Annotated in this window: 22 protein-coding genes; 8 read left to right on the top strand and 14 right to left on the bottom strand. The window is 73.1% G+C overall.

What is annotated here, in order from left to right; genetic code table 11:
• Window positions 1-21: 21 nt before the first annotated feature.
• Window positions 22-2,058 carry an APC family permease gene (locus G5V58_RS08940; RefSeq protein ID WP_230487202.1) on the bottom strand — a complete coding sequence of 679 codons (2,037 nt, stop codon included), beginning with the start codon at window positions 2,056-2,058 and terminating at the stop codon, window positions 22-24.
• 70 nt (window positions 2,059-2,128) lie between these two features.
• Here G5V58_RS08940 and G5V58_RS08935 point away from each other — a divergent pair, with 70 nt between their 5' ends.
• Together G5V58_RS08935 and G5V58_RS08930 are read left to right on the top strand one after the other, a co-directional pair.
• Complete coding sequence (locus G5V58_RS08935; protein ID WP_165231278.1) at window positions 2,129-2,791, top strand: potassium channel family protein; 663 nt, start codon at window positions 2,129-2,131, stop codon at window positions 2,789-2,791.
• Window positions 2,791-3,459 carry a potassium channel family protein gene (locus tag G5V58_RS08930; RefSeq protein WP_165231275.1) on the top strand — a complete coding sequence of 223 codons (669 nt, stop codon included), beginning with the start codon at window positions 2,791-2,793 and terminating at the stop codon, window positions 3,457-3,459. The genes G5V58_RS08935 and G5V58_RS08930 overlap by 1 nt, the downstream gene beginning before the upstream one ends.
• A gap of 40 nt (window positions 3,460-3,499) precedes the next feature.
• Here the strand turns inward: G5V58_RS08930 and G5V58_RS08925 are convergent, their stop codons facing one another.
• The 4 genes from G5V58_RS08925 to dut form a co-directional block, all read right to left on the bottom strand.
• The gene (locus G5V58_RS08925) at window positions 3,500-4,273 is read right to left on the bottom strand and encodes a DUF3159 domain-containing protein (protein WP_165231272.1); all 774 of its coding nucleotides are present in this window, start codon (window positions 4,271-4,273) and stop codon (window positions 3,500-3,502) included.
• Window positions 4,270-4,494, bottom strand: coding sequence for an OB-fold nucleic acid binding domain-containing protein (locus G5V58_RS08920; RefSeq protein WP_456237801.1), 225 nt, complete (start codon window positions 4,492-4,494; stop codon window positions 4,270-4,272). Before G5V58_RS08920 ends, G5V58_RS08925 begins: the two co-directional genes overlap by 4 nt.
• A gap of 168 nt (window positions 4,495-4,662) precedes the next feature.
• Window positions 4,663-5,292, bottom strand: a complete 630-nt coding sequence (locus tag G5V58_RS08915) for a DUF3710 domain-containing protein (protein ID WP_165231253.1) — start codon at window positions 5,290-5,292, stop codon at window positions 4,663-4,665.
• Window positions 5,289-5,759, bottom strand: coding sequence for a dUTP diphosphatase (dut, locus tag G5V58_RS08910; protein WP_230487201.1), 471 nt, complete (start codon window positions 5,757-5,759; stop codon window positions 5,289-5,291). Before dut ends, G5V58_RS08915 begins: the two co-directional genes overlap by 4 nt.
• A gap of 43 nt (window positions 5,760-5,802) precedes the next feature.
• Between dut and G5V58_RS08905 the strand changes: the two genes are divergently transcribed.
• Window positions 5,803-6,267 carry a DUF3093 domain-containing protein gene (locus G5V58_RS08905; RefSeq protein WP_165231250.1) on the top strand — a complete coding sequence of 155 codons (465 nt, stop codon included), beginning with the start codon at window positions 5,803-5,805 and terminating at the stop codon, window positions 6,265-6,267.
• 16 nt (window positions 6,268-6,283) lie between these two features.
• Entirely contained in the window at window positions 6,284-6,577 is a 294-nt protein-coding gene (locus G5V58_RS08900; RefSeq protein WP_165231247.1) for a DUF4235 domain-containing protein, read from the top strand.
• 614 nt (window positions 6,578-7,191) lie between these two features.
• On the opposite strand, the gene G5V58_RS08895 is transcribed toward G5V58_RS08900, so the two are convergent.
• The 3 genes from G5V58_RS08895 to G5V58_RS08885 form a co-directional block, all read right to left on the bottom strand.
• Window positions 7,192-7,482 (bottom strand): DUF4193 domain-containing protein, encoded by a 291-nt coding sequence (locus G5V58_RS08895; protein WP_165231244.1) that lies wholly within the window; start codon window positions 7,480-7,482, stop codon window positions 7,192-7,194.
• A gap of 164 nt (window positions 7,483-7,646) precedes the next feature.
• On the bottom strand, window positions 7,647-8,480 hold the full coding sequence (locus G5V58_RS08890; RefSeq protein ID WP_165231241.1) for an inositol monophosphatase family protein: 834 nt from the start codon (window positions 8,478-8,480) through the stop codon (window positions 7,647-7,649).
• Window positions 8,477-9,523: a ferrochelatase gene (locus G5V58_RS08885; protein ID WP_165238843.1), complete on the bottom strand. Its 1,047-nt coding sequence runs from the start codon at window positions 9,521-9,523 to the stop codon at window positions 8,477-8,479. Before G5V58_RS08885 ends, G5V58_RS08890 begins: the two co-directional genes overlap by 4 nt.
• Before the next feature lie 94 nt (window positions 9,524-9,617).
• Here G5V58_RS08885 and G5V58_RS08880 point away from each other — a divergent pair, with 94 nt between their 5' ends.
• Genes G5V58_RS08880 through sepH form a run of 3 tightly spaced genes read left to right on the top strand, consistent with a single transcriptional unit; the run spans window position 9,618 to window position 13,178 of the window.
• Entirely contained in the window at window positions 9,618-10,868 is a 1,251-nt protein-coding gene (locus tag G5V58_RS08880; RefSeq protein ID WP_165231238.1) for an MFS transporter, read from the top strand.
• Window positions 10,816-12,120 carry a D-arabinono-1,4-lactone oxidase gene (locus G5V58_RS08875; RefSeq protein WP_230487200.1) on the top strand — a complete coding sequence of 435 codons (1,305 nt, stop codon included), beginning with the start codon at window positions 10,816-10,818 and terminating at the stop codon, window positions 12,118-12,120. Before G5V58_RS08880 ends, G5V58_RS08875 begins: the two co-directional genes overlap by 53 nt.
• A gap of 56 nt (window positions 12,121-12,176) precedes the next feature.
• Window positions 12,177-13,178 carry a septation protein SepH gene (gene sepH, locus G5V58_RS08870; RefSeq protein WP_165231235.1) on the top strand — a complete coding sequence of 334 codons (1,002 nt, stop codon included), beginning with the start codon at window positions 12,177-12,179 and terminating at the stop codon, window positions 13,176-13,178.
• A gap of 3 nt (window positions 13,179-13,181) precedes the next feature.
• On the opposite strand, the gene G5V58_RS08865 is transcribed toward sepH, so the two are convergent.
• Window positions 13,182-14,015 (bottom strand): hypothetical protein, encoded by an 834-nt coding sequence (locus G5V58_RS08865; protein WP_165231232.1) that lies wholly within the window; start codon window positions 14,013-14,015, stop codon window positions 13,182-13,184.
• An 84-nt stretch (window positions 14,016-14,099) separates the two neighbouring features.
• Between G5V58_RS08865 and G5V58_RS08860 the strand changes: the two genes are divergently transcribed.
• A complete protein-coding gene (locus tag G5V58_RS08860; RefSeq protein WP_165231229.1) occupies window positions 14,100-16,103 on the top strand; it encodes an SDR family oxidoreductase in 2,004 nt (667 codons plus the stop codon).
• Between the two features lie 172 nt (window positions 16,104-16,275).
• Here the strand turns inward: G5V58_RS08860 and G5V58_RS08855 are convergent, their stop codons facing one another.
• Genes G5V58_RS08855 through G5V58_RS08835 form a run of 5 tightly spaced genes read right to left on the bottom strand, consistent with a single transcriptional unit; the run spans window position 16,276 to window position 20,758 of the window.
• Window positions 16,276-16,707 carry a hypothetical protein gene (locus G5V58_RS08855; RefSeq protein ID WP_165231226.1) on the bottom strand — a complete coding sequence of 144 codons (432 nt, stop codon included), beginning with the start codon at window positions 16,705-16,707 and terminating at the stop codon, window positions 16,276-16,278.
• A 58-nt stretch (window positions 16,708-16,765) separates the two neighbouring features.
• Complete coding sequence (locus G5V58_RS08850) at window positions 16,766-18,130, bottom strand: glucose-6-phosphate dehydrogenase (protein ID WP_165231223.1); 1,365 nt, start codon at window positions 18,128-18,130, stop codon at window positions 16,766-16,768.
• A 17-nt stretch (window positions 18,131-18,147) separates the two neighbouring features.
• Window positions 18,148-19,158 carry an NADP-dependent oxidoreductase gene (locus G5V58_RS08845; protein WP_165231220.1) on the bottom strand — a complete coding sequence of 337 codons (1,011 nt, stop codon included), beginning with the start codon at window positions 19,156-19,158 and terminating at the stop codon, window positions 18,148-18,150.
• The gene (locus G5V58_RS08840) at window positions 19,155-19,976 is read right to left on the bottom strand and encodes a sulfurtransferase (protein ID WP_165231217.1); all 822 of its coding nucleotides are present in this window, start codon (window positions 19,974-19,976) and stop codon (window positions 19,155-19,157) included. The genes G5V58_RS08845 and G5V58_RS08840 overlap by 4 nt, the downstream gene beginning before the upstream one ends.
• Window positions 19,973-20,758, bottom strand: coding sequence for an AraC family transcriptional regulator (locus tag G5V58_RS08835; RefSeq protein WP_165231214.1), 786 nt, complete (start codon window positions 20,756-20,758; stop codon window positions 19,973-19,975). The genes G5V58_RS08840 and G5V58_RS08835 overlap by 4 nt, the downstream gene beginning before the upstream one ends.
• Window positions 20,759-20,775: the final 17 nt, after the last annotated feature.

Raw genomic sequence — 20,775 nt, 5'->3', positions numbered from 1 at the left:
GGGCTCGGGTGGGGCGGCGGGTCACCGGCGCGCGTCGCGCCGGTCGACGTCGCCGCGGCGCAGGTCGCCGGGGCGGACGCGGAACTCGTCGCGCAGGTCGCGCTCGCGCGCGATCTGCGAGGAGCGCAGCTGGTAGGGCACGGAGGTGACCATGACGCCGGGGGTGAACAGCAGTCGGCCCTTGAGCCGCAGCGCGGTCTGGTTGTGCAGCACCTGCTCCCACCAGCGGCCGACGACGTACTCCGGGATGTAGACCGCGACCACGCCGCGCGGGTTGGCCTTGCGGATCTCGGTGGCGTACTCGACGATCGGCCGGACCAGCTCGCGGTACGGCGAGTGCAGGACCTTGAGCGGCACCTCGAGGCGGCGCTCGTCCCAGTCCTCCAGCAGCCGGTTGGTGTCGGCGGGGTCGATGGAGACGTAGACCGCCTCCAGGACGTTGGGGCGGGTGGCCTTGGCGAAGGCCAGCGCGCGCAGGGCCGGCTTGTTGAGCTTGGAGATGAGCACGATCGAGTGCACCCGCGTCGGCATGATGCGGTCCTCCTCGTCCGCGGCCAGCTCGTCGGCGACGTTGTCGTAGTGCCGGCGGATGCCGCGCATGATGAGGAAGAACACGACCATCGCCACGATCGCGATCCAGGCGCCGGCCAGGAACTTGGTGACCAGCACGATCACGAAGACCACGGCGGTCATGCCGAGCCCGAAGGCGTTGATGGCCCGGGAGCGGTACATCCGCCGGCGCACCGCGGGGTTCTTCTCGCTCTTCAGGTTCCGCGTCCAGTGCCGGATCATCCCGAGCTGGCTGAGGTTGAACGAGACGAAGACGCCGACGATGTAGAGCTGGATCAGCCGGGTGGTCTCGGCGTTGAAGGCGAAGATCAGGATGATCGCCATCACGGCCAGGAAGACGATGCCGTTGCTGTAGGCCAGCCGGTCGCCGCGCGAGCCGAGCGCCCGCGGGGCGAAGCCGTCGCGGGCCAGGATCGAGGCCAGCACCGGGAAGCCGTTGAACGCGGTGTTGGCGGCGAGCACCAGGATGATGCCGGTCATCGCGATGACGAAGTAGAAGCCCGGCGGGAAGTCGCTGAAGATCGCCTTGGCCAGCTGGGCGATGACCGTGTGCTGGTCGTAGCCCTTCGCGACGTGGCTGCCGTCGGCGTTGCGCAGCCGGTCGATGTCGTGCGGGTCGACGTACTTCAGGCCCATGTTGCGGGCCAGCACGATGATGCTCAGCAGCATGGTGATCGCGATCGTGCCGAGCAGCAGCAGGGTGGTCGCGGCGTTGCGGCTCTTGGGCTTGCGGAACGCCGGCACGCCGTTGGAGATCGCCTCGACGCCGGTGAGCGCCGCGCAGCCGGAGGAGAACGCGCGGGCCAGCAGCACGATCAGCCCGATCGTGGTCAGCTCGTCCTCGTAGCCGGGCTGCGGCACGATCGTCAGCTTCGCGCTCTCCACGTCGGGCAGGTCGCCGGTCAGCCCGAGCAGCAGGCCGTAGAGCGCCATCCCGATGATGCCGGCCATGAACCCGTAGGTCGGGATGGCGAACAGCGTCCCCGACTCGCGCACGCCGCGCAGGTTGAGCGCCATCAGCACGAGCACCAGGACCGCGGCGACCACCGCCTCGTGCCCGGACAGGAAGCCGATGGCCGAGGCGGCGTTCTGCACGCCCGAGGAGATCGACACCGCGACGGTGAGGACGTAGTCGACGAGCAGGGCACTGCCGACGGTCACGCCCGCCGTGGAGCCGAGGTTGACCGTGGCCACCTCGTAGTCGCCGCCGCCGCTGGGGTAGGCGTGCACGTTCTGCCGGTACGACGCGACGACGGTCAGCATCACCAGGGCGACGGCGATCCCGATCTTCCAGCTGAAGGCGTAGGCCGTGACGCCCGCCATCGACAGCATGATGAAGACCTCGTCGGGGGCGTAGGCGACCGACGAGAGCGCGTCGCTGGCGAAGACCGGCAGCGCGACCTTCTTGGGCAGCAGCGTCTCGCCGAGCTGCGAGCTGCGGAGCTTGCGTCCCAGCAGGATCCGCTTGGAGACGTCGCCGACACCCACGGCGGACAAGAGTACGCACGGGAGGGGCGCTCCCACGTCATCGCGGCGTCGATGCGGATACCGTGACCCGGTGCACGTCGTGATCATGGGCTGCGGTCGGGTCGGCTCGACCCTCGCCCGGAGCCTCGAGGACCGCAACCACACGGTGTCGGTCATCGACAGCGAGCCCGACGCCTTCCGGCGGCTGGGGCCGGGCTTCAACGGGGACAAGGTCACGGGCTACGGCTTCGACCAGGCCGTGCTGGAGAAGGCCGGGATCCGCCGCGCCGACGCCTTCGCCGCGGTCTCCAGCGGTGACAACTCCAACATCATCGCCGCGCGCGTCGCCCGCGAGACCTTCGGCATCCAGCAGGTCGTGGCCCGCATCTACGACCCCGGCCGCGCCGAGGTCTACCAGCGACTCGGGATCACGACCGTCGCGACGGTCAAGTGGACCGCCGACCAGGTGCTGCGCCGGATCCTGCCGGCCGGCGCCGAGCCGGACTTCCGCGACCCCTCGGGCACCATCCGGGTCGACCAGGTCCCGGTGCCCGAGCAGTGGGTGGGGCAGCGCACGGTGCACTTCCAGGAGCAGACCCAGAGCCGGATCGCCTGGATCGACCGTCTCGGCGAGGGCATCCTGCCGCACCGCGAGTCGGTCATCCAGGAGGGCGACCTGCTGCACCTGGTGATGCGCGAGGAGAACGCCGCACACGTGTTCAAGGTCATCGACGCAGGGCCGGAGGAGCACTGATGCGGGTCGCCATCGCCGGGGCCGGCGCCGTGGGCCGCTCCATCGCCCGCGAGCTGATCCAGAACGGGCACGAGGTCCTGCTCATCGACAAGGAGCCGGACTCCATCAAGCCCGAGCGCGTCCCCGACGCCGAGTGGCTGCTGGCCGACTCCTGCGAGCTCTCCTCGCTGGAGGAGGCGCGGCTGGACCGCTGCGACGTGGTCATCGCCGCCACCGGCGACGACAAGGTCAACCTGGTCACCTCGCTGCTGGCCAAGACCGAGTTCGGCGTGCCGCGCACGGTCGCCCGGGTCAACCACCCCAACAACGAGTGGCTGTTCAGCGAGGCGTGGGGCGTGGACGTCAACGTCTCGACACCGCGGATCATGTCGGCGCTGGTCGAGGAGGCGGTGACGGTCGGCGACCTGGTCCGGCTCTTCACCTTCCGCCGCGGCAACGCCAACCTGGTCGAGCTGACGCTGCCCGCCGACTCGCCGTACGTCGGCCAGCCGACCGGGCTCATCCCGTTCCCGGACAACTGCGCGCTGGTCTCGATCCTGCGCGACGGCCAGGTCTACGTGCCCGACGTGGAGCAGCCGGTCGAGTCCGGCGACGAGCTGCTGTTCGTGTGCCCCGAGGACCGCGAGGACGAGCTGGAGATGCTGCTCGCCCCGGAGGAGCACCGCTAGCCCCAGGTCAGGCCCAGGTCAGGCCCAGGTCAGGCCCAGGTCAGGCAGGGTCCGCCTCGGGCTCCGGCTCGGGCCGGGTCTCCAGCGGGGTGGCGTCGCGGGCCAGCAGCCAGATGATGAGCGACCACGACGCGATGCGCAGCGCCCAGCCTAGGCCGAGGCGGAGCACGCCGACGATGACCACGGCCGTGTCCTTGTCGAGGGTGCCGCTCCAGCCGAGCAGCCAGACCGGCCCCTGGAGCAGCACGCCGATCGCGCCGGGCGCGAGCAGCACCCAGGTGAGCCGGCTGCAGAGCTTCACGACCTGCTTGTCCTCGTGCCAGGCCAGCGGGTCGCCGGTGACGCTGCCGAGCATGAACCCGACCAGCGGCCAGCCGAACAGCGTCGAGGTCCCGAACACCACGGTGTAGCCGAGGCTGAACAGGATGCCGGGCAGGAAGTAGGCCAGCGCCTGGTCCGAGGCGTCCCCGCCGGCGTTGGCCGCGATCCGCGTGAAGAGGTAGCCGATGGCGATCGAGAAGGCCGCGTTGAAGACGTACTGCGGGGTCGAGCGCTGGATCAGCCGGGCCACCAGGGCGATGGCCACGCCGGCGCCGCCGACGACGAGCGCGAGCCGGATGTCCTTGGTGGCCAGCCAGATGACGGTGAAGAGCACGCCCGGGATGGCGGCCTCGACGATGCCGCGGCGCCCGCCCAGGGAGGCGGCCATCTGGGCGCGCACCATCGCCTCGACGGTCTCGACGGTCGGCGGCGGCTTGTCGCCGGTCGTCCCCCCGGTCGTCGCGCCCGTGGTCTCGCCCGAGGTGTCGGTCATGGGATGAGCGAGTAGCGCGGGTTGTACATGACGCGCATCCCGTCGTGGGCGCCGATGCGCCCCTCGATCTCGATGGCCCGGCCCGGCTCGATGCCGGCGATCCGCCGCCGGCCGAGCCAGACGACGGTGATGACGCCGGAGCCGTCGTTGAGCTCCGCTTCGAGGGCGGGTACGCCGGCGCGCGGGCGCAGCGTCACCGTGCGCAGCGACCCGCGCAGCACGACCTGCTGGCGGTCCGGCGCCTCGGCGATCGGGATGGTGCCGCTCTTGCCGGACCTGCCGGAAGGGGCGTACTCCTCGCGCAGGCGCCGGTCGTCCTCCTCCCCCGGGTTGGCCCAGTGGCTGAGGGTGCGGCGCAGCTTTGCCCTTGCTCACGCGTCCGGTCCCGCTCAGGCCTGGTCGACGCGGCGCGCCTGCGGCGGCATCACGACGGGGAGCGCCTCACCGACGGGCAGGGCGTGGGCGCCGCGGTGCACGCCGACCCGGCGGATGCTGTCCTCCCAGTCGGTCGCCTCCTCGGGGCGGGCCGCCGGGGCGCCGAGCAGGGAGGCGCGCAGCATCCAGCGCGGGCCGTTGATGCCGATGATGCGGGTCAGCTGCTGGGCGCCGCCGCGCTGGCCGACCTGGCAGACCAGCTCGGTGCCCCAGGGGCCCTCCCGCTCGGTCGCCGTGCCGCCGGACTGCGCGACCTCGGCCGCGATCTGGGGGCGCACCTCGTCCCACAGGTCGCCGTGGCGCGGCGCGGCGAACGCCCGCAGCTCCAGCGCCCCGTCGGGGCCGACCAGCTGCACGGCCTGGACGAAGCCGCTGGCTTGGTCGACCTGCATGCGCAGCTCGCGCTGCGGCTCGGCGGTGATGAGCAAGGAGCCGAGGTCGATGCGCTGGACGTCGCCGGCCGGGGGCAGGTCCTCGGAGTCGTAGGGGCCGTCGTACCGGTCGGGACCGGTCTCGGGCTGGGCCTCGTCCGCGCCGACGACGTCGTCGGCGGGGTCGGACTGCGCCTTGCGGCGGAACTTCACGTGCTCGCACTCCCTGCGTCGGTGGACCCGAAACCTCCGGTAGAACCGTAGCCGCCGTCTCCTCGCACGCTCTCGGGGAGCCGGTCCACCTCGGCGAACTCCGCCCGCTCGACGCGCTGGATGACCAGCTGGGCCACCCGGTCGCCGCGCCGCAGCTCGATCGGGTCGGCCGGGTCCAGGTTGACCAGCAGCACCTTGACCTCACCGCGGTAGCCGCTGTCGACGGTCCCCGGGGTGTTGACGATGGACAGCCCGTGCCGGGCCGCCAGCCCCGAGCGCGGGTGCACCAGCGCGACGTACCCGTCCGGGACGGCCAGCGCGATCCCGGTCGGCACCAGCGCCCGCTCCCCCGGCGCCAGCGTGACGTCGACCGCCGTCACCAGGTCGGCGCCGGCGTCGCCGGGGTGGGCGTACGACGGCAGCGGCAGGTCGGGGTCCAGGCGCACGACGGGCACGGGCAGCTCCACCCGCCGGAGGCTAGCCCCTGGCGCGGATGGGAGGATCCGGACCGTGGACGCGGGCCCGTACGACGAGCGCCTGGGCGTCCCCCTGCGCTGGTGGGTGCAGGGCGTGATGCTGGTCGCCACCCTCTGGCTCGCCCTGGTCGTCGCCGTCCCCGGCCCCGCCGCCTGGGTCTGCACCGCCATCGCCCTGGCCCTGCTCGCGCTGCTGCTCGTCACCTACGGCGGCGCCCGCGTGAGCGTGGCCGACGGCTGGTTCCGCGCCGGCCGCGCCCGCATCGAGGCCGTCCACCTCGGCACCGCCACCGCCCTGGACCCCGAGGAGACCCGCCGCGTCGCCGGCCCCGAGGCCGACGCCCGCGCCTTCCTGCTGCTGCGGCCCTACCTCAAGCGCGCCGTCCGCGTGGAGATCACCGACCCGGCCGACCCCACGCCGTACTGGCTGGTCAGCAGCCGCCACCCCGACGAGCTGGCCAAGGCCGTCCAGGGCCTCGCGGACTCCCACCGGCCCTGATGGGTACTGTCCGGCCATGGCTTCGGACAGCTCCAAGGTGTGGACCGTCATGTCCCTCGTGGCGGGCCTCGGCGCAGCCGCGGTGACCCGCAAGGTCCTCGACCGCAGCTGGAGGGTCGCCGCCGGCAAGAACCCACCCGAGAACCCCGCCGACCCCGACGTCTCCTTCCCCGAGGCCGTCGTCTGGGCCAGCGTCACCGGCGCCGCGATCGCCATCGCCCGCATGGTCGCCCAGCGCCGGGCGGCGCACTACTACGCAAGGTCCACCGGCCACCTCCCGCCGGGCCTGCGAGCCGGCGACACTCGGTAGTTCGCTCGTACCGTCCTGCTTCTTGCTGGCCCGTCGCCGTTTCTTGCTCGTTGGCGTGATCATTGCGTAGCGGCCGCGCGCTCACCACCCCGACTCCCGCTGTCAAGGACGCCTTCGGCGCCGCAAGCGGCGAACGGCGGGGCCTTCGGCCCGAGTGGTTCGTCCTTGACAGCGGGACCCGGTCGGGGCGTTAAGACGCGCTCAAGGGCGGGGCAAGCCCCGCCCGCAATGCGCGGCCGCCAAGGCGGCCACGCTTGCGTTCCCGTCTGCGAAAAACCCGAACCGCTTCCCCACCCACCCACGTGAAGGCGGAGACGAGACGGTGCCGCCGCCGAACCAGGCCGCCTGTGGGCTGACCCGGCCCCCGCCGGACCGCAGCCCCCTCGCCGAACGCTAGACCCGCGGCGTGGGGCACGCACACGAGACGTAAGAGGGCTGGGAGCAGTCGCGTGCAACACGGCGTCGGTTGCGTTCGGTGAGGGGGCGGCGGTCAGGCGGGGGCCGGGTCAGTCCACAGGCGGCCGGACCCGAGAGCCCGCACCACGAGAAGCAGCACCCAGACCACATGACAAACGCCCCGGACCGCCAAGGGCGGCCGGGGCGCAGCACCACGCCTATGCGCAGTCGAAGCAGATCATCTTCTTCGCATCGGCAAGCTGGCTCCGGTGGTGGACGAGGAAGCAGCTCATGCAGGTGAACTCGTCCTCCTGCTTGGGCTTCACCTCGACCGCGAGCTCCTCGTGCGAGAGGTCCGCACCGGGGAGCTCGAAGGACTCGGCGGCTTCCGCCTCGTCCTCGTCGACCTTGCCGGAGTTCTTGTCGTGGCGACGAGCCTTGAGCTCTTCGATGCTCTCTTCCGACTGGTCTTCGTCACTCTTGCGTGGCGCGTCGTAGTCAGTCGCCATGTCTGGTCACTCCCTTCGGCCGTTCTCACGTCTGGACATCCCCCGAGACCGACCTGATCGCGCCGTCGGCAGGGGAGGATTGTGCACCATCGACCCGGGAACGGACACACCGGAGGTCGATGCGCGGGGTGAACAGTGGGTGACGACCCGCTATTCCCCGGCGCTCAGCTCGTTGCGGCGGGCCCAGGAGGTGGACCCGCGAGGTACCCAGCGTCGTCCAGCGCACTCACGAACTCGTCGAACCCGGCCTCGGGACCGGCCATGAGGATGTCGCGGCCGCCGATGCCCGGCATGGTCTCGACGCGGGCGCCGGCGCGTCGGGCGACCAGGCCGCCGGCGGCGTGGTCCCAGAGGTTGACGCCCTCCTCCATGTAGGCGTCGAGCTGGCCGTGGGCCAGGGCACAGAGGTCGAGGGCGCAGCTGCCGAGGCGGCGGATGTCGCGGATGCGCGGGAGCAGGCGCAGCAGGGCGGCCGCCTGGATCTGGCGCTGGCGGGCCTCGTAGGAGAAGCCGGTGGCGACCAGGCGCTCGGCGAGGGGTACGACGGGCCGCACGCGCAGCGGCTGCCGGCCGTCGAGCAGGGCGGGGCCGTCCAGGGTGGCGGTGTACTCCGCTCCGGTGGCGACGTTGAGGACGACGCCGGCGACGACCTCGCCGTCGAGCTCGGCGGCGATGGAGACGGCGTACTGCGGGAGGCCGTAGAGGAAGTTCACGGTGCCGTCGATGGGGTCGACGATCCACCGGACGCCGGAGGTCCCGGGCTCGTCGTCGCCCTCCTCGCCCAGCACGGCGTCGTCGGGGCGGGCCGCGAGCAGGGCGCCGCGGATGAGCCGCTCGGCGCTGCGGTCGGACTCGGTGACGACGTCGGTGTCGCTGCTCTTGGTGTCGGCGACCTCGACGCCGCGGGCGGCGCCCGCTTGGACCAGGCGGCCGGCGTCGCGGGCGGTGGCGACGGCGAGCGCGAGGAGCTGGTCGGCCAGGGCGTCGGCCTGGGTCACGCGGGCTCCTGGCACAGCGCGGGCCGCTCGCCCTTGGGGTTGGGGCAGCAGTGGGCGGCGCAGCGGTCCCACGACGGCGGCAGGGCGCCGACGACCGGCCGGTCGACGGACTGGCCGCGCTCGACCGCGGCGCGCTCGACCAGCAGCTCGCGGACCATGGCCACGAAACGGGGGTCGGTGCCGGAGGTGGCGACGCGGCGGAAGGGCAGCCCGAGCCGCTCGGCGGTCTCGGCGGCCTCGGTGTCGAGGTCGTAGACGACCTCCATGTGGTCGGAGACGAAGCCGATCGGCACGACGGCGACGCCCGGGACGCCCGCGGCGGAGAGCGCCTCGAGGTGGTCGTTGACATCGGGCTCGAGCCACGGCACCTGGGGCGGGCCGGAGCGCGAGCAGTAGACGAGCTCGAAGGCCGGGTCGCCGACCTGGCAGGCGACCTCCTCGGCGACCGAGCGGTGCTGCGCGACGTACGCGCCGCCCTGCGGGCCGGCGGTCGCGGCCATGGCGTCCGGGATGGAGTGGGTGACGAAGGCCAGGTGGGAGCCCGCGGGCAGCTCGGCCAGCGCGGTGCGGACGGCGTCGACCACGGGCGCCACGAAGCCGGGGTGGTTGTAGTAGTGGCGCAGCTTGTCGAGGGCGGGGGCGCCGGGGACCTCGGCGACGGCGTCGAAGAGGTTCTCGCGGTACTGCCGGCAGCTGGACCACGACGAGTAGGCGCTGGTCACGAAGCAGGCCGCGCGGGTGATCCCGTCGTCGGCCATCTGCTGCACGGCCTCGGTGAGGTAGGGGTCCCAATTGCGGTTGCCCCAGTAGACGGGCAGGTCGATGCCCGCCTCGGCCAGGTCCGCCCGGATGGAGGCGAGCAGGTCGCGGTTGAGGTCGTTGATCGGCGAGCGGCCCCCGAAGAGGCGGTAGTGCTCACCGACCTCCTCCAGCCGCTCGCGAGGAATCCCCCGGCCGGCGGTGACGTTCTCCAGGAACGGCACCACGTCCTCCTGCTTCTCCGGACCGCCGAACGAGACCAGCAGCAGGGCGTCGTACGGCATCACGTCGGGCACGCGTTCGAGCGTAGTCACCGATTGGCGAGCCCCGACGGGGCGGCCCTAGCCTGCAGTCCCAGAGCCAGAAAGCAGCAGTCCCATGTTCTCCCCCTACCGCCGCGTCCTCGCGACGCCCGGCGCGCTCCTCTTCTCCGCCACCGGCCTGGTCGGCCGGCTGCCGATCTCCATGGCCGGGCTCGGCATCGTCCTGCTGGTGCAGGCCGGGACCGGCTCGTACGCCGTGGCCGGAGCGGTCTCCGCGACGTACATGGTGGCCAACGCGGTCTGCGCGATCCTCCAGGGCCGCTACGTCGACGGGTGGGGCCAGGGGCGGGTGCTCGGCACGCTGGCGGTCGCCTTCGGCGCTGCGGTCACCCTGCTGGTCGTCGCGGTGCAGGCGGACTGGCCGCAGCCGGTGGTCTACGTCGCCGCCGCGCTGGCCGGCGCCACGCTGCCCGGCGTCGGGAACTGCGTCCGCGCCCGGTGGACCTACGTGCTCCGGGGCGGCCCGCAGCTGCAGACGGCGTTCGCCCTCGAGGCGGTCGTGGACGAGATGGTCTTCATGCTCGGCCCGATCCTGGTCACCGTCCTGGCCACGACCATCGACCCGGTGCTCGGCCTGGCCACCGCGGCCGCGGCCGGCACCCTCGGCAGCCTGGCCTTCGCCGCCCAGCGCCGCACCGAGCCGCCGGCCCGGCCGCACCGCCGCTCCGAGGGCGTGCGCCCGCGACTGCCCTACCGCACCGTGCTGCCGCTCGCCGTGGTCTGCGCGGCGCTCGGCGTGCTGTTCGGCGCGGCCGAGGTGACCACGGTGGCCTTCGCCGACGAGCAGGGCCACAAGGGCTGGAGCGGCGGGCTGCTCGCGGTCTGGGCGCTCGGCAGCCTGGTCGCCGGCGTCGTCACCGGCGCGCTGACCTTCCGGCGCTCGACGGCCACCCGGGTCAAGATCGGCGCGCTCGGCATGGCGCTGGCCATGGTGCCGCTGTCCTTCATCGGCTCGATCCCGGTGATGGGCGTGTTCCTGCTCATCGGCGGGCTCGCGATCGCGCCGACCATGGTGGCCGCGATGTCGCTGACCCAGGAGGAGGTGCCGCCCTCGCGGCTCACCGAGGGCATGGCGATCATGCAGACGGGGGTGGTCGCGGGCGTCGCGCCCGGCGCCGCGCTGTCCGGCGTGGTCGTCGACGCCTCGGGTGCGTCCGCGGCGTACCTCGTCAGCCTGGCCGCCGGCGTCGTCGCCGCGCTGGCCGCACTGGCGATCCCGCAACGGTCGCCCTCGCGCCCCCTAGAGTCGCCTGGTGAGCACGTGGACCAACTGGTCGCGACTGGAGACGGCGCACCCGACGCGTGAGGTGACCCCGGCCTCTGCCGACGACGTCGCCGAGGAGGTGCGCCGCGCGGCGGAGTCCGGCGGCACCGTGAAGATGGTCGGCACCGGCCACAGCTTCACCGCCATCGCCGCCCCCGAGGGCACGCTGCTCCGCCCGGACCTGCTCACCGGCATCGTGGCCGTGGACCGCGAGGCCATGACGGTCACCGCCCGGGCCGGCACCCGGTTGGCCGAGCTCAACCTCCAGCTCGAGCGGCTCGGGCTGTCGCTGCACAACATGGGCGACATCGCCGAGCAGACCCTGGCCGGCGCGGTCTCCACCGGCACCCACGGCACCGGCGGGACCGCGGCCGGGCTGTCCGCCCAGCTGGTCGGGCTCGAGCTGGTCACCGGCACCGGCGAGCTGCTGCGCGCGTCCGCGCAGGAGAACCCCGACGTCCTCGAAGTCGCCCGCGTCGGCCTCGGCGCCCTCGGAGTGCTGGTCACGCTCACCTTCCGGGTCGAGCCGCTCTTCGTGCTCGAGGCGGTCGAGGAGCCGTTCGGGTGGGACGAGGCGCTCGCGGCGTACGACGGGCTCGCCGCGGACGCCGACCACGTCGACCTGTACTGGTTCCCCCACACCGACCGGGTCCAGATCAAGCGCAACTTCCGCCGCGGCCCGGACCTCTCCCAGCGCCGCCCCCTCTCCCGGGCCCAGCTGGCCCTGGACGACCACTTCCTGCAGAACACCGTCTTCGGCGCGGCCACGGCGGTCCTCAACCGCACCCCCGCCGCCATCCCCCGCTTCAACCGGCTCGGCGCGCGCCTGCTCAGCCACCGCACGTACGCCGACGTGGCCCACCGCGTCTTCACCGCCGAGCGGCACGTGGTCTTCCGCGAGATGGAGTACGCCGTGCCGCGCGCGGCCGGCCTCGACGTGCTGCGCGAGTGCCGCCGGCTCATCGACGCCTCCGACCTGCGGATCAGCTTCCCGGTCGAGGTCCGCACCGCGCCCGCCGACGACATCCCCCTGTCGACCGCCTCGGGCCGGGACTCGTTCTACCTGGCCTTCCACACCCACCGCGACGCCGAGCACCGCGACTACTTCGCCCTGCTCGAGCCGGTGCTCCGCGCCCACGACGGCCGCCCGCACTGGGGCAAGGTGCACACCCGCACCGCGGCCGACCTGGCGCCGGCGTACCCGCGCTTCGCGGAGTTCTGCGCGCTGCGCGACCGGCTCGACCCGCAGCGGGTCTTCGCCAACTCCTACCTGCGCCGCGTGTTGGGCGACTGAGGGTGCCCCCGCTGGCATAGGCTCGCGGCCATCCGGACAGAGGACCACAGCGAGGAATGTCGGCACCCGAACGCACTCCCAGCCTCCCGCCGGTCGCAGCGCGCCCGCAGCCCTCGACCGGTGGCGGTTACCTGACCCTCGTCGGCGTCACCCCCGACGGCCGCCGGCTCCGGCTGGCCGACCCGCACGACCCCTCCGGAGCGGAGTACACCGTCGACATCGACGCCCGGCTCCGCGCCGCCCTGGGCGTGCCGCCCTCGCCCCGCCCCGACGACCCGGTGCCCTCGGTGCCCCCAGTGGAGACCCGCATGGACAGCTTGCTGCGACCCCGTGACATCCAGGCGCGCATCCGCGCCGGCGAGACCCCCGAGTCGGTGGCCGCCGCCGCGCAGACCACGGTCGAGAAGGTCATGCCGTACGCCGCCCCGGTGCTGGCCGAGCGCGATCACGTCGCCGAGCGCGCCCAGAAGTCCTCGATCCGCCGCCCGGCCGGCGAGGCCCGCACCCTGCTGGGCGAGGCCATCACCACCCACCTCCACGAGCGCAACATCGACCCCGAGGTCGTGACCTGGGACGCCTGGCGCCGCGAGGACGGCCGCTGGGCGCTGACCGGTCGCTACTCCGTCCAGGGCCGCGAGGGGCTGGCCGAGCTCACCTTCGACCAGCCGGGCAACTTCGTGGTGCTCGACAACGACGACGCCCGCTGGCTGGTCGGCGAGCTCGCCGAGCCCGCCCCGGAGCCCGAGGCCCAGGCCGACCCGGACGCCGAGCCCGAGGCCGCCGTACGCCGGCTGTCCGCGGTGCGCCCGGCCGAGGACGACGCCCAGCTGACGCTGACCGACGAGCCCATCGAGGCCTTCCTCGACGACCGCCCGGGGCTCGACGAGTCCGAGCTCATCGAGGAGGCCGCCGACGCCGCCGCCCTCGACGAGGACCCCGAGCCGGAGCCCGGACCCGATTCCGAGCCGGCACGCCGCCCGGTCAAGAAGAGCCGCGGCCGCGCCTCGGTCCCGAGCTGGGACGAGATCATGTTCGGTGGCGGCCCGACCGAGGGCTAGCCGCTACCGCGCCCGGCCGTCCGGGGTCCAGCACATCGCCTGACCGGACCCGAAGTAGTCGACGTCGCGGTCCGAGCCCACCTGGATGGACAGTCGCTGACCCACCGGCACCGGGGTCAGCAGCCCGGCCGGGACGTCGGGGGCGGCCGAGTTGGCCGCCACGAGGGCGTCGCCGTCGGTGACCACACGCATCGCGAACAGCCCGCCGGTGCTGCTGTCGCGCCGGTGCGAGGCGAGCGGCACCCCGATGCCGTTGCAGGACGTCCTGGCCAGGTCCACGACGTCGCGCCAGATGCTCTGACCGGTCAGGTAGCGCGCGAAGGTGTAGGGGAACGGCTGCCCGCCGACGGTCGCCGTGCCCGAGCGGACCTCGGCGTTGCTGCCGGGCGTGGCCCGGATCAGGTTGGCGATCGGCACGGGTCCGAAGACGGTCACGTCCGCCTCCGGTGAGCCCGTGCCCCCGGAGTAGGTGCCGGGCCCGTGGGCGAGGCGGTAGGAGTACTGCCCCAGGGCCAGGGGCGGCACCGCGACGGTGCCGCTGCCCTTCTTGGCCCGCCTGCTGTGCGGGACCTTCGCCACCGTGCGCCAGCCCGCGCCCGATCGGCGCACCTGCAGCACCAGACCGACCCGCTGGTGCTTGTGGCGCCAGCTGTAGGTCAGCACCGGGCTGTCGCTGCTCGTGTACGTCGAGGCGCTGGTGGCCACCGTGAGCACCTCGGGCTTGCGGGGATGGTGGCCGGCGCGCTCGGCCGGCGCGGCGGAGGCCGGGGCGACGAGCGCCGCGCTGAGCGGGAGAGCGGCTGCTGCGAGCAGCGTCGCGACGGTCTTGGCACGCATGGCGACCGGATGCCCGAGTCGCACCCCGGTGAAACCTGCGCGACGGGCCTGTCTGCGCCGGTGACCAGTGGGTAACCTCCGCCCATGTCGTACTTCGTCACGGGGGCCACGGGGTTCATCGGCCGGCACCTGGTCCAGGAGCTGCTGGACCACCGTGACGGACCCGTCTTCGTGCTCTGCCGGGAGTCCTCGCTGCCCCGGATGGAGGCGCTGATCCGGGCCTGGGACACCGACCGGGTGGTCCCGGTGGTCGGCGACCTGGGCGCCGAGCGGCTCGGGGTGGACGAGGCGTGGGTCGGCGAGCACGAGGGCGAGGTCGACCACTTCTTCCACCTCGCGGCCATCTACGACATGACCGCGGACGACGCGACCAACGAGCAGCTCAACGTGGGCGGCACCCGCCACGCGCTGGAGCTGGCCGAGGCGCTGCGGGTGGGCTGCTTCCACCAGGTCTCGAGCGTGGCGGCCGCGGGTGAGTTCCACGGCGTCTTCGACGAGACGATGTTCGACGAGGGCCAGCACCTGCCCTCGCCGTACCACCGCACCAAGCACGAGTCGGAGAAGATCGTGCGCACCGAGGCGACGGTGCCGTGGCGGGTCTACCGGCCGGCCATCGTGGTCGGGCACTCCGAGACCGGGGCCATGGACAAGGTCGACGGCCCCTACTACTTCTTCCCGCTCATGAAGCTGATGCGCGACACCCTGCCCGGCTGGCTCCCGCTGGTCGGGCTCGACCTCGGCGACACCAACGTCGTCCCCGTCGACTACGTGGCCAAGGCCATGGACCACCTCGCGCACCTGCCCGACCGCGACGGCGAGGCGTTCCACCTGGTCAACCCGGAGCCGCAGCCGGTGGTCGACATGGTCAACGCGTTCTGCGCGGCGGCCGGCGCCCCGACCTTCGCCACCCCGGTCGACCGGCAAGCCACCCGTGGCGTGGTCGGCCTGCTCCCCCGCGCGCTGCGGCCCTCGACCATCGTCAACACCGTCCTGCGGACCGCGCCGGCCCAGGCCGCCCTGGACCTCACCGTCGGTCGGCTCGGCATCCCCGCCGAGGTGCTCTCCCACACCGCCTTCACCGCAACCTTCGACTCGCGCCGCACCGAGCAGGCGCTGGCCGGCTCGGGCGTCTCGGTGCCGCACCTGGACGGGTACGCCCGCACGCTGTGGAGCTTCTGGGAGGAGAACCTCGACGAGGCCTCCGGTCGCGACCCGCGCAACCGCGAGGCCCTCCAGGGCAAGTACGTCGTCATCACCGGCGCCTCCTCGGGCATCGGCCAGGTCACCGCGCTCAAGGTCGCGCAGTGCGGCGGCGTCCCCGTCCTCGTCGCCCGGGGCCAGGACAAGCTCGAGGCCACGAAGGCCGCGATCGAGGCGCGCGGCGGCACGGCGTACGTGTTCCCGTGCGACCTGTCCGACCTCGACGCCATCGACACGCTCACCAAGGAGCTCACCGAGACGCTGCCGTCGGTGGACTTCGTGGTCAACAACGCCGGCCGCTCGATCCGGCGCTCGCTCAAGCTGAGCCACGACCGGTTCCACGACTTCGAGCGCACCATGCAGCTCAACTACTTCGGCGCGATCCGACTGGTCATCGGCCTGCTGCCGGCCATGCGGGAGCAGAGGCGCGGCCACGTGGTGAACGTCAGCTCGATCGGCGTGCAGACCAACCCGCCGCGCTTCTCGGCGTACGTCGCCTCGAAGGCCGCGCTCGACTCGTGGTCCAACGTCGTGGCCAGCGAGCTGGTCGGCGACGGCATCACCTTCACCGGCATCCACATGCCGCTGGTGCGCACGCCGATGATCGCCCCGACCAAGATCTACGACAAGTTCCCCACGATCTCACCGGCGCAGGCGGCCGACCTGGTCATCAAGGCCATGGTCGAGCGGCCGCACGAGATCAACACGCTGCTGGGCAACGCCGGCGCCATCGCGCACACGGTCGCGCCCAAGTTGGCCTTCCGCGTGCTCAACATGGCCTACCACGTGTTCCCGGACTCGGCCGCGGCCAAGGGCGAGGTCAACCCGGGTGCGCGCGAGTCCGAGCAGATCATGCTGGCCCGGGTCTTCAAGGGGATCCACTGGTAGTGGAGGACTCCCCCCTTCGCCTCAACGCCCGGCGTTGGCCCGCTTCAGAGACGTCATGAACTCCCGGCGCGCCCTCCGCGACTTCTGCAGCGTCCTGTTGATCCGCTGCACCTCGCGCTGAGCGCGCTCGACTGCTGCCTTGTCTTCCTCGATCTGCCGTCGCAGGTACGTCTCATCCGCCATCGCGAGTCCTGTCCTCCTCTCCACCCAGCCTAGCGAGCAGCTCCTCGCGTTGTCTGGCGCTGTCCCCGAGCCGTTCTTGCAGTTGCTCGATCGTGCCCCTCGCCTCGCGGAGCTGTCGACGGAGCTCGTCGGAGCTGTCGATGAAACGCTGGGCCGGCGCGTCGGTCTCCACTGGCCCTGCGCCTCGGACCCACTGGCCACGCCGGGCGCGTACCGCTACGGAGATGAGCACGTAGATGATCACCACACCGACCAGCAACCGACTGCCGGCGACCAGTACGCGACTGTCGAAGACCGCATCCCAGGCGGAGTCGTGCGAGATGTCCGGCTCGTCGGTGTGGAGGTAGACCGCTGCGAAGAGCAGGACGCCGAGCGCGGCCACGGCCGCGAACTGGCCGCGGCGGCTAGCGACACTCTTCACGGTCAGACGGTAGACCGCGGAGACGGGCGCGCGGGTGCCTTGTGCACAGGGAGCGGGTTCACCTCGACCAGGTCCGGGGTCCCTCCGAGCCCGCGGCGTAGGTCTCCATCGGCACCTCGTCGGCCCGCCACGACTCCAGCACGGGCTCGACGATGCGCCAGCACTCCTCGGCGTTGTCGCCGCGCACGGCCAGCAGCGGGTCACCGTCGAGCACCCCGGCCAGCACCTCGCCGTACGCCGGGAGGTCGCCGTCGGCCAGGTCGGCCGCCGGGTCGGCGGAGTCCAGCGCGAAGGGGTCGCCCGGGCCGCTGACGTCCAGGTGCAACGCGATGCGGGCCGGCTTGAAGCCGATGGTCACCCGGTCGCGGGAGTCGTGGCCGACCAGGCCGTCGGGCAGGTGCGGGGTGCGCTTGAGCGTCACCACCGCCTCCTTGCGCGGCTGACCGAGCGCCTTGCCGGAGCGGAGCTTCACGGGCACGCCGGCCCAGCGCCAGGTGTCGACCTCGAGGTCGAGCTCGGCCAGGGTCTCGGTGCGGCGGCGCGGGTCGACGCCGTCCTCGCGGGTGTACGCCGGGACCCGGTGGCCGCCCAGCTCACCGGCGGTGTAGCGCGCTCGGCGCCCGGCGCCGCGCGGGCCGCCCCGCAGCCGGGTGTTGCGCAGCACCTGGGCCTTGGCGGCGCGCAGCTCGCGCTCGTCGATGCGGCTGATCGGGTCCATCATCAGCAGGGCCATCACCTGGAGCAGGTGGCTCTGGACCATGTCCATGAGCGCGCCGGCGTGGTCGTAGTAGCCGGCCCGGCCCTCCAGGGCCAGCGACTCGTCGTAGACGACCTCGATGGACTCCACGTGCTGGTTGTTCCAGATCGGCTCCAGCATCCGGTTGGCGAAGCGGACGCCCAGGATGTTGATGACGTCGCTGCGGCCCAGGAAGTGGTCGATGCGGAAGACCTGCTCCTCGGGCACCAGCGTGGTCACCAGCTCGTTGAGGGACCGGGCCTCGACCAGGCCGGTGCCGAACGGCTTCTCCATGGCCAGCACCGTGCCCTCGGGCAGGTCGACGAGCCGCAGCGCCTGGCAGACCCGGGCCGTCACCGCGGGTGGCAGCGCGAAGAAGATCGCCGGGGTCCCCTCGCACTGCTCGAGCAGGCCGCGCAGCTCCTCGACCGAGGTGACGTCGTGGGTCTCGTAGTGGCTGTGGCGGACGGTCTCGGCCACCCGACCGCGCGCCGTCCCCATCGCCTCCTCGACCCGGCGCCGCCAGGCTGCGTCGTCCAGCTCGCTGAGCCCGGTGCCGATGAGCCGCAGCGAGCGGCCGGGCGCCCAGTCGCTGGCCAGCAGTGACGCCAGGCCGGGGAGCATCAGCCGCCGGGCCAGGTCGCCGTCGGCGCCGAGGACGAGCAGGGTCCCGATCGTGGGGGTCATGGGTGTCCGGTGTCCGCTCAGAGCTCGACGACGGTCTTGCCGAAGTTGCGCCCCGCGAGCATGCCGACGAAGGCGTCCACGGCGTTCTCCAGCCCGTGGGTCACGTCCTCGCGGTAGCGGACCCGACCGTCGGCCACCCAGGCCGACATCTCCTCGAGGAACGCCCCGAAGTGCTCGCGCTCGAACTCGTTCTGGATGAACCCGCGCACGGTCAGGCTCTTGGTGAGCACGAGCCGCATGAACGCGTCGAGCCGGTCCGGCCCCTCCGGTGCGCTCGTGTCGTTGTAGCCGGCGACCAGCCCGCACACCGGGACGCGCGCGTAGAGGTTGAGGTGGCGCATGACGGCCCGCCAGACCTGGCCGCCGACGTTCTCGAAGTAGACGTCGATCCCGTCGGGCACGGCCTCGGCCAGCCGCTCGCGGAAGTCCGGCGCGCGGTGGTCCACGGCCGCGTCGAAGCCGAACTCCTCGACGAGCGCGCGGCACTTCTCCGGTCCGCCGGCGATGCCCACGGCCCGGGCGCCCCTGATCCGGGCGATCTGCCCGACCGCGGAGCCCACCGGCCCGGTCGCGGCGGCGACGACGACCGTCTCGCCCTCCTCCGGCCGGCCGAGCAGCAGCAGCCCGGCGTACGCCGTGAAGCCCGGCATCCCGAGCACCCCGAGCGCCGTGCTGGGCGGGTGGGCGTCGTCGAGCGCGCGGGTGTGCCGGGCGTCGGCGACGGCGTGGGACTGCCAGCCGGAATAGGACAGCACCAGGTCGCCGACCTGCCGGCGGTCCGAGCGGGACTCCACGACCTCGGCCACCGTGCCGCCGACGACGACGTCGCCGAGCTGGAGCGGGTCGGCGTAGGACTCGGCGTCGCTCATCCGCCCGCGCATGTAGGGGTCCAGCGACAGGTAGCGCACCCGGAGCAGGACCTGGCCGTCCTCGAGCGCGGGCAGCTCGGTGGTGACGGTCTCGAAGTCGTCCGGAGTCGGCTCGCCCTCGGGGCGTCGCCGGAGCCGGATCTGGGTGCTCTGCGTCAACTCGTCTCCACGGGTCGCTCGGGGTCGGTGATCCAGCCGGACCAGCTGCCGGGGTAGAGCGCGGCGCGCACCCCGAGCAGCTCCAGCGCGATCAGGTCGTGAGTGGCGGTGACGCCGGAGCCGCAGTAGACCGCGACCTCAACGCTGCCGTCGGTGGGCACGCCGGCCGCCTCGTAGAGGGCGCGCAGCTGGGCCGGGTCGCGGAACCGGCCGTGGGCGTCGAGGTTGGTGCTGGTCGGCACGTTGACCGCGCCGGGCACGTGGCCGGCCACCGGGTCCACGGGCTCGACCTCGCCGCGGTAGCGCTCGGCGGCACGGGCGTCGACGACGACCGGTACGTCGAGGAGCCGGTCGGCCTCGACGACCGGCATCGCCCCGGGGCCGGGCCGGAAGTCGCCCTCGGCCACGGTCGGCGTGCTGGCCTGCACCGCTCCCCCGGCCTCTCGCCAGGCGGACCACCCGCCGTCGAGCACGCGCACGTCCGGGTGGCCGTGGTGGCACAGCAGCCACCAGGCCCGACCGGCGGCGTGACCGGCCCAGTCGTCGTAGACCACCACGGGCCGGTCCGCGCTCACCCCGGCGCGCCGCATCGCGGCGCCGAAGGCCTCCGGGTCGGGCAGCGGGTGCCGGCCGCCCGCACCGGGCGGCGCGGCGAGGTCGCGGTTCAGGTCGACGTACGCCGCGCCGGGGACGTGCCCGGCGTCGTACTCCCGGCGGCCCGGTGGGCCACCCAGCCGGTAGCGGACGTCCAGCACGGTCACCTCGCCGCGGTCGAGCAGCTCCAGCAGCTTGGCGGCGTCGATCAGCGGTGAGCTCACGCAGCCATCCTGAACCGTCCGGGCGTGGTGCCGAGCAGCGCCCTGAAGTGCCGGGTCAGGTGGGACTGGTCGTGGAAGCCGACGGCCACCGCGACCTCGGCGGCCGGGACGCCGTCGAGCAGCAGCCGCCGGGCCCGGTCGAGGCGACGCCCGACGACGTAGCGGTGCGGCGGCAGCCCGTGCTCGCGGCGGAACACGCGGACCAGGTGCGAGGGGTGGGTGCCGAGCTCGCGAGCCAGGGCGTCGAGCGTGGGTGGGTGGTCGGTGTCCAGGCGGGCCCGGACCAACCGGGCCAGGCCGGGATCGCGGTCCGGGCTCGGACCGGCGGCCGACAGGTGGCCCGCGATCCGCTCGGTGACCAGCGCGAGGCGGGACTCGGCCTCGAGCGGGTCGGCGAGCGAGGCGTGGACCGCGGAGACCGCGCGGGCCAGCCCCGGGTCGTCGAAGGAGGGGTGGCGCAGCGCGGCGCCGGTGAGCGACGCCGGGAGCCACCGCTCGTCGACGTACAGCACGCGCTTGTCGAAGCCACCCGGCGAAGCCGACCGGCCGTCGTGGGAGACGTACGGCGGCAGGACGGTCACCCGCTGCGCCACGGCCTGCTGAGCGCGGCCGTCCAGCGTGTAGTCCACGCCGCCGGCGTCGACCAGCAGCACCGTCCACGACTCGTGCACGTGGGCCGGGTAGGCGTGGGCGTCGAAGTGGGCGTGCAGCACCTCGGCCAGCCCGGGCACCGCCGGGCGCCAGGCGCGCACCCGCTCGCTGGTCGCGCTGGTCCCGGGCATGTCAGGAACGTACAAGA

The sequence above is a fragment of the Nocardioides anomalus genome (genome assembly GCF_011046535.1).
In the GTDB taxonomy this organism is placed as follows: domain Bacteria; phylum Actinomycetota; class Actinomycetes; order Propionibacteriales; family Nocardioidaceae; genus Nocardioides; species Nocardioides anomalus.
This window is presented reverse-complemented; position numbering and strand designations above follow the sequence as displayed.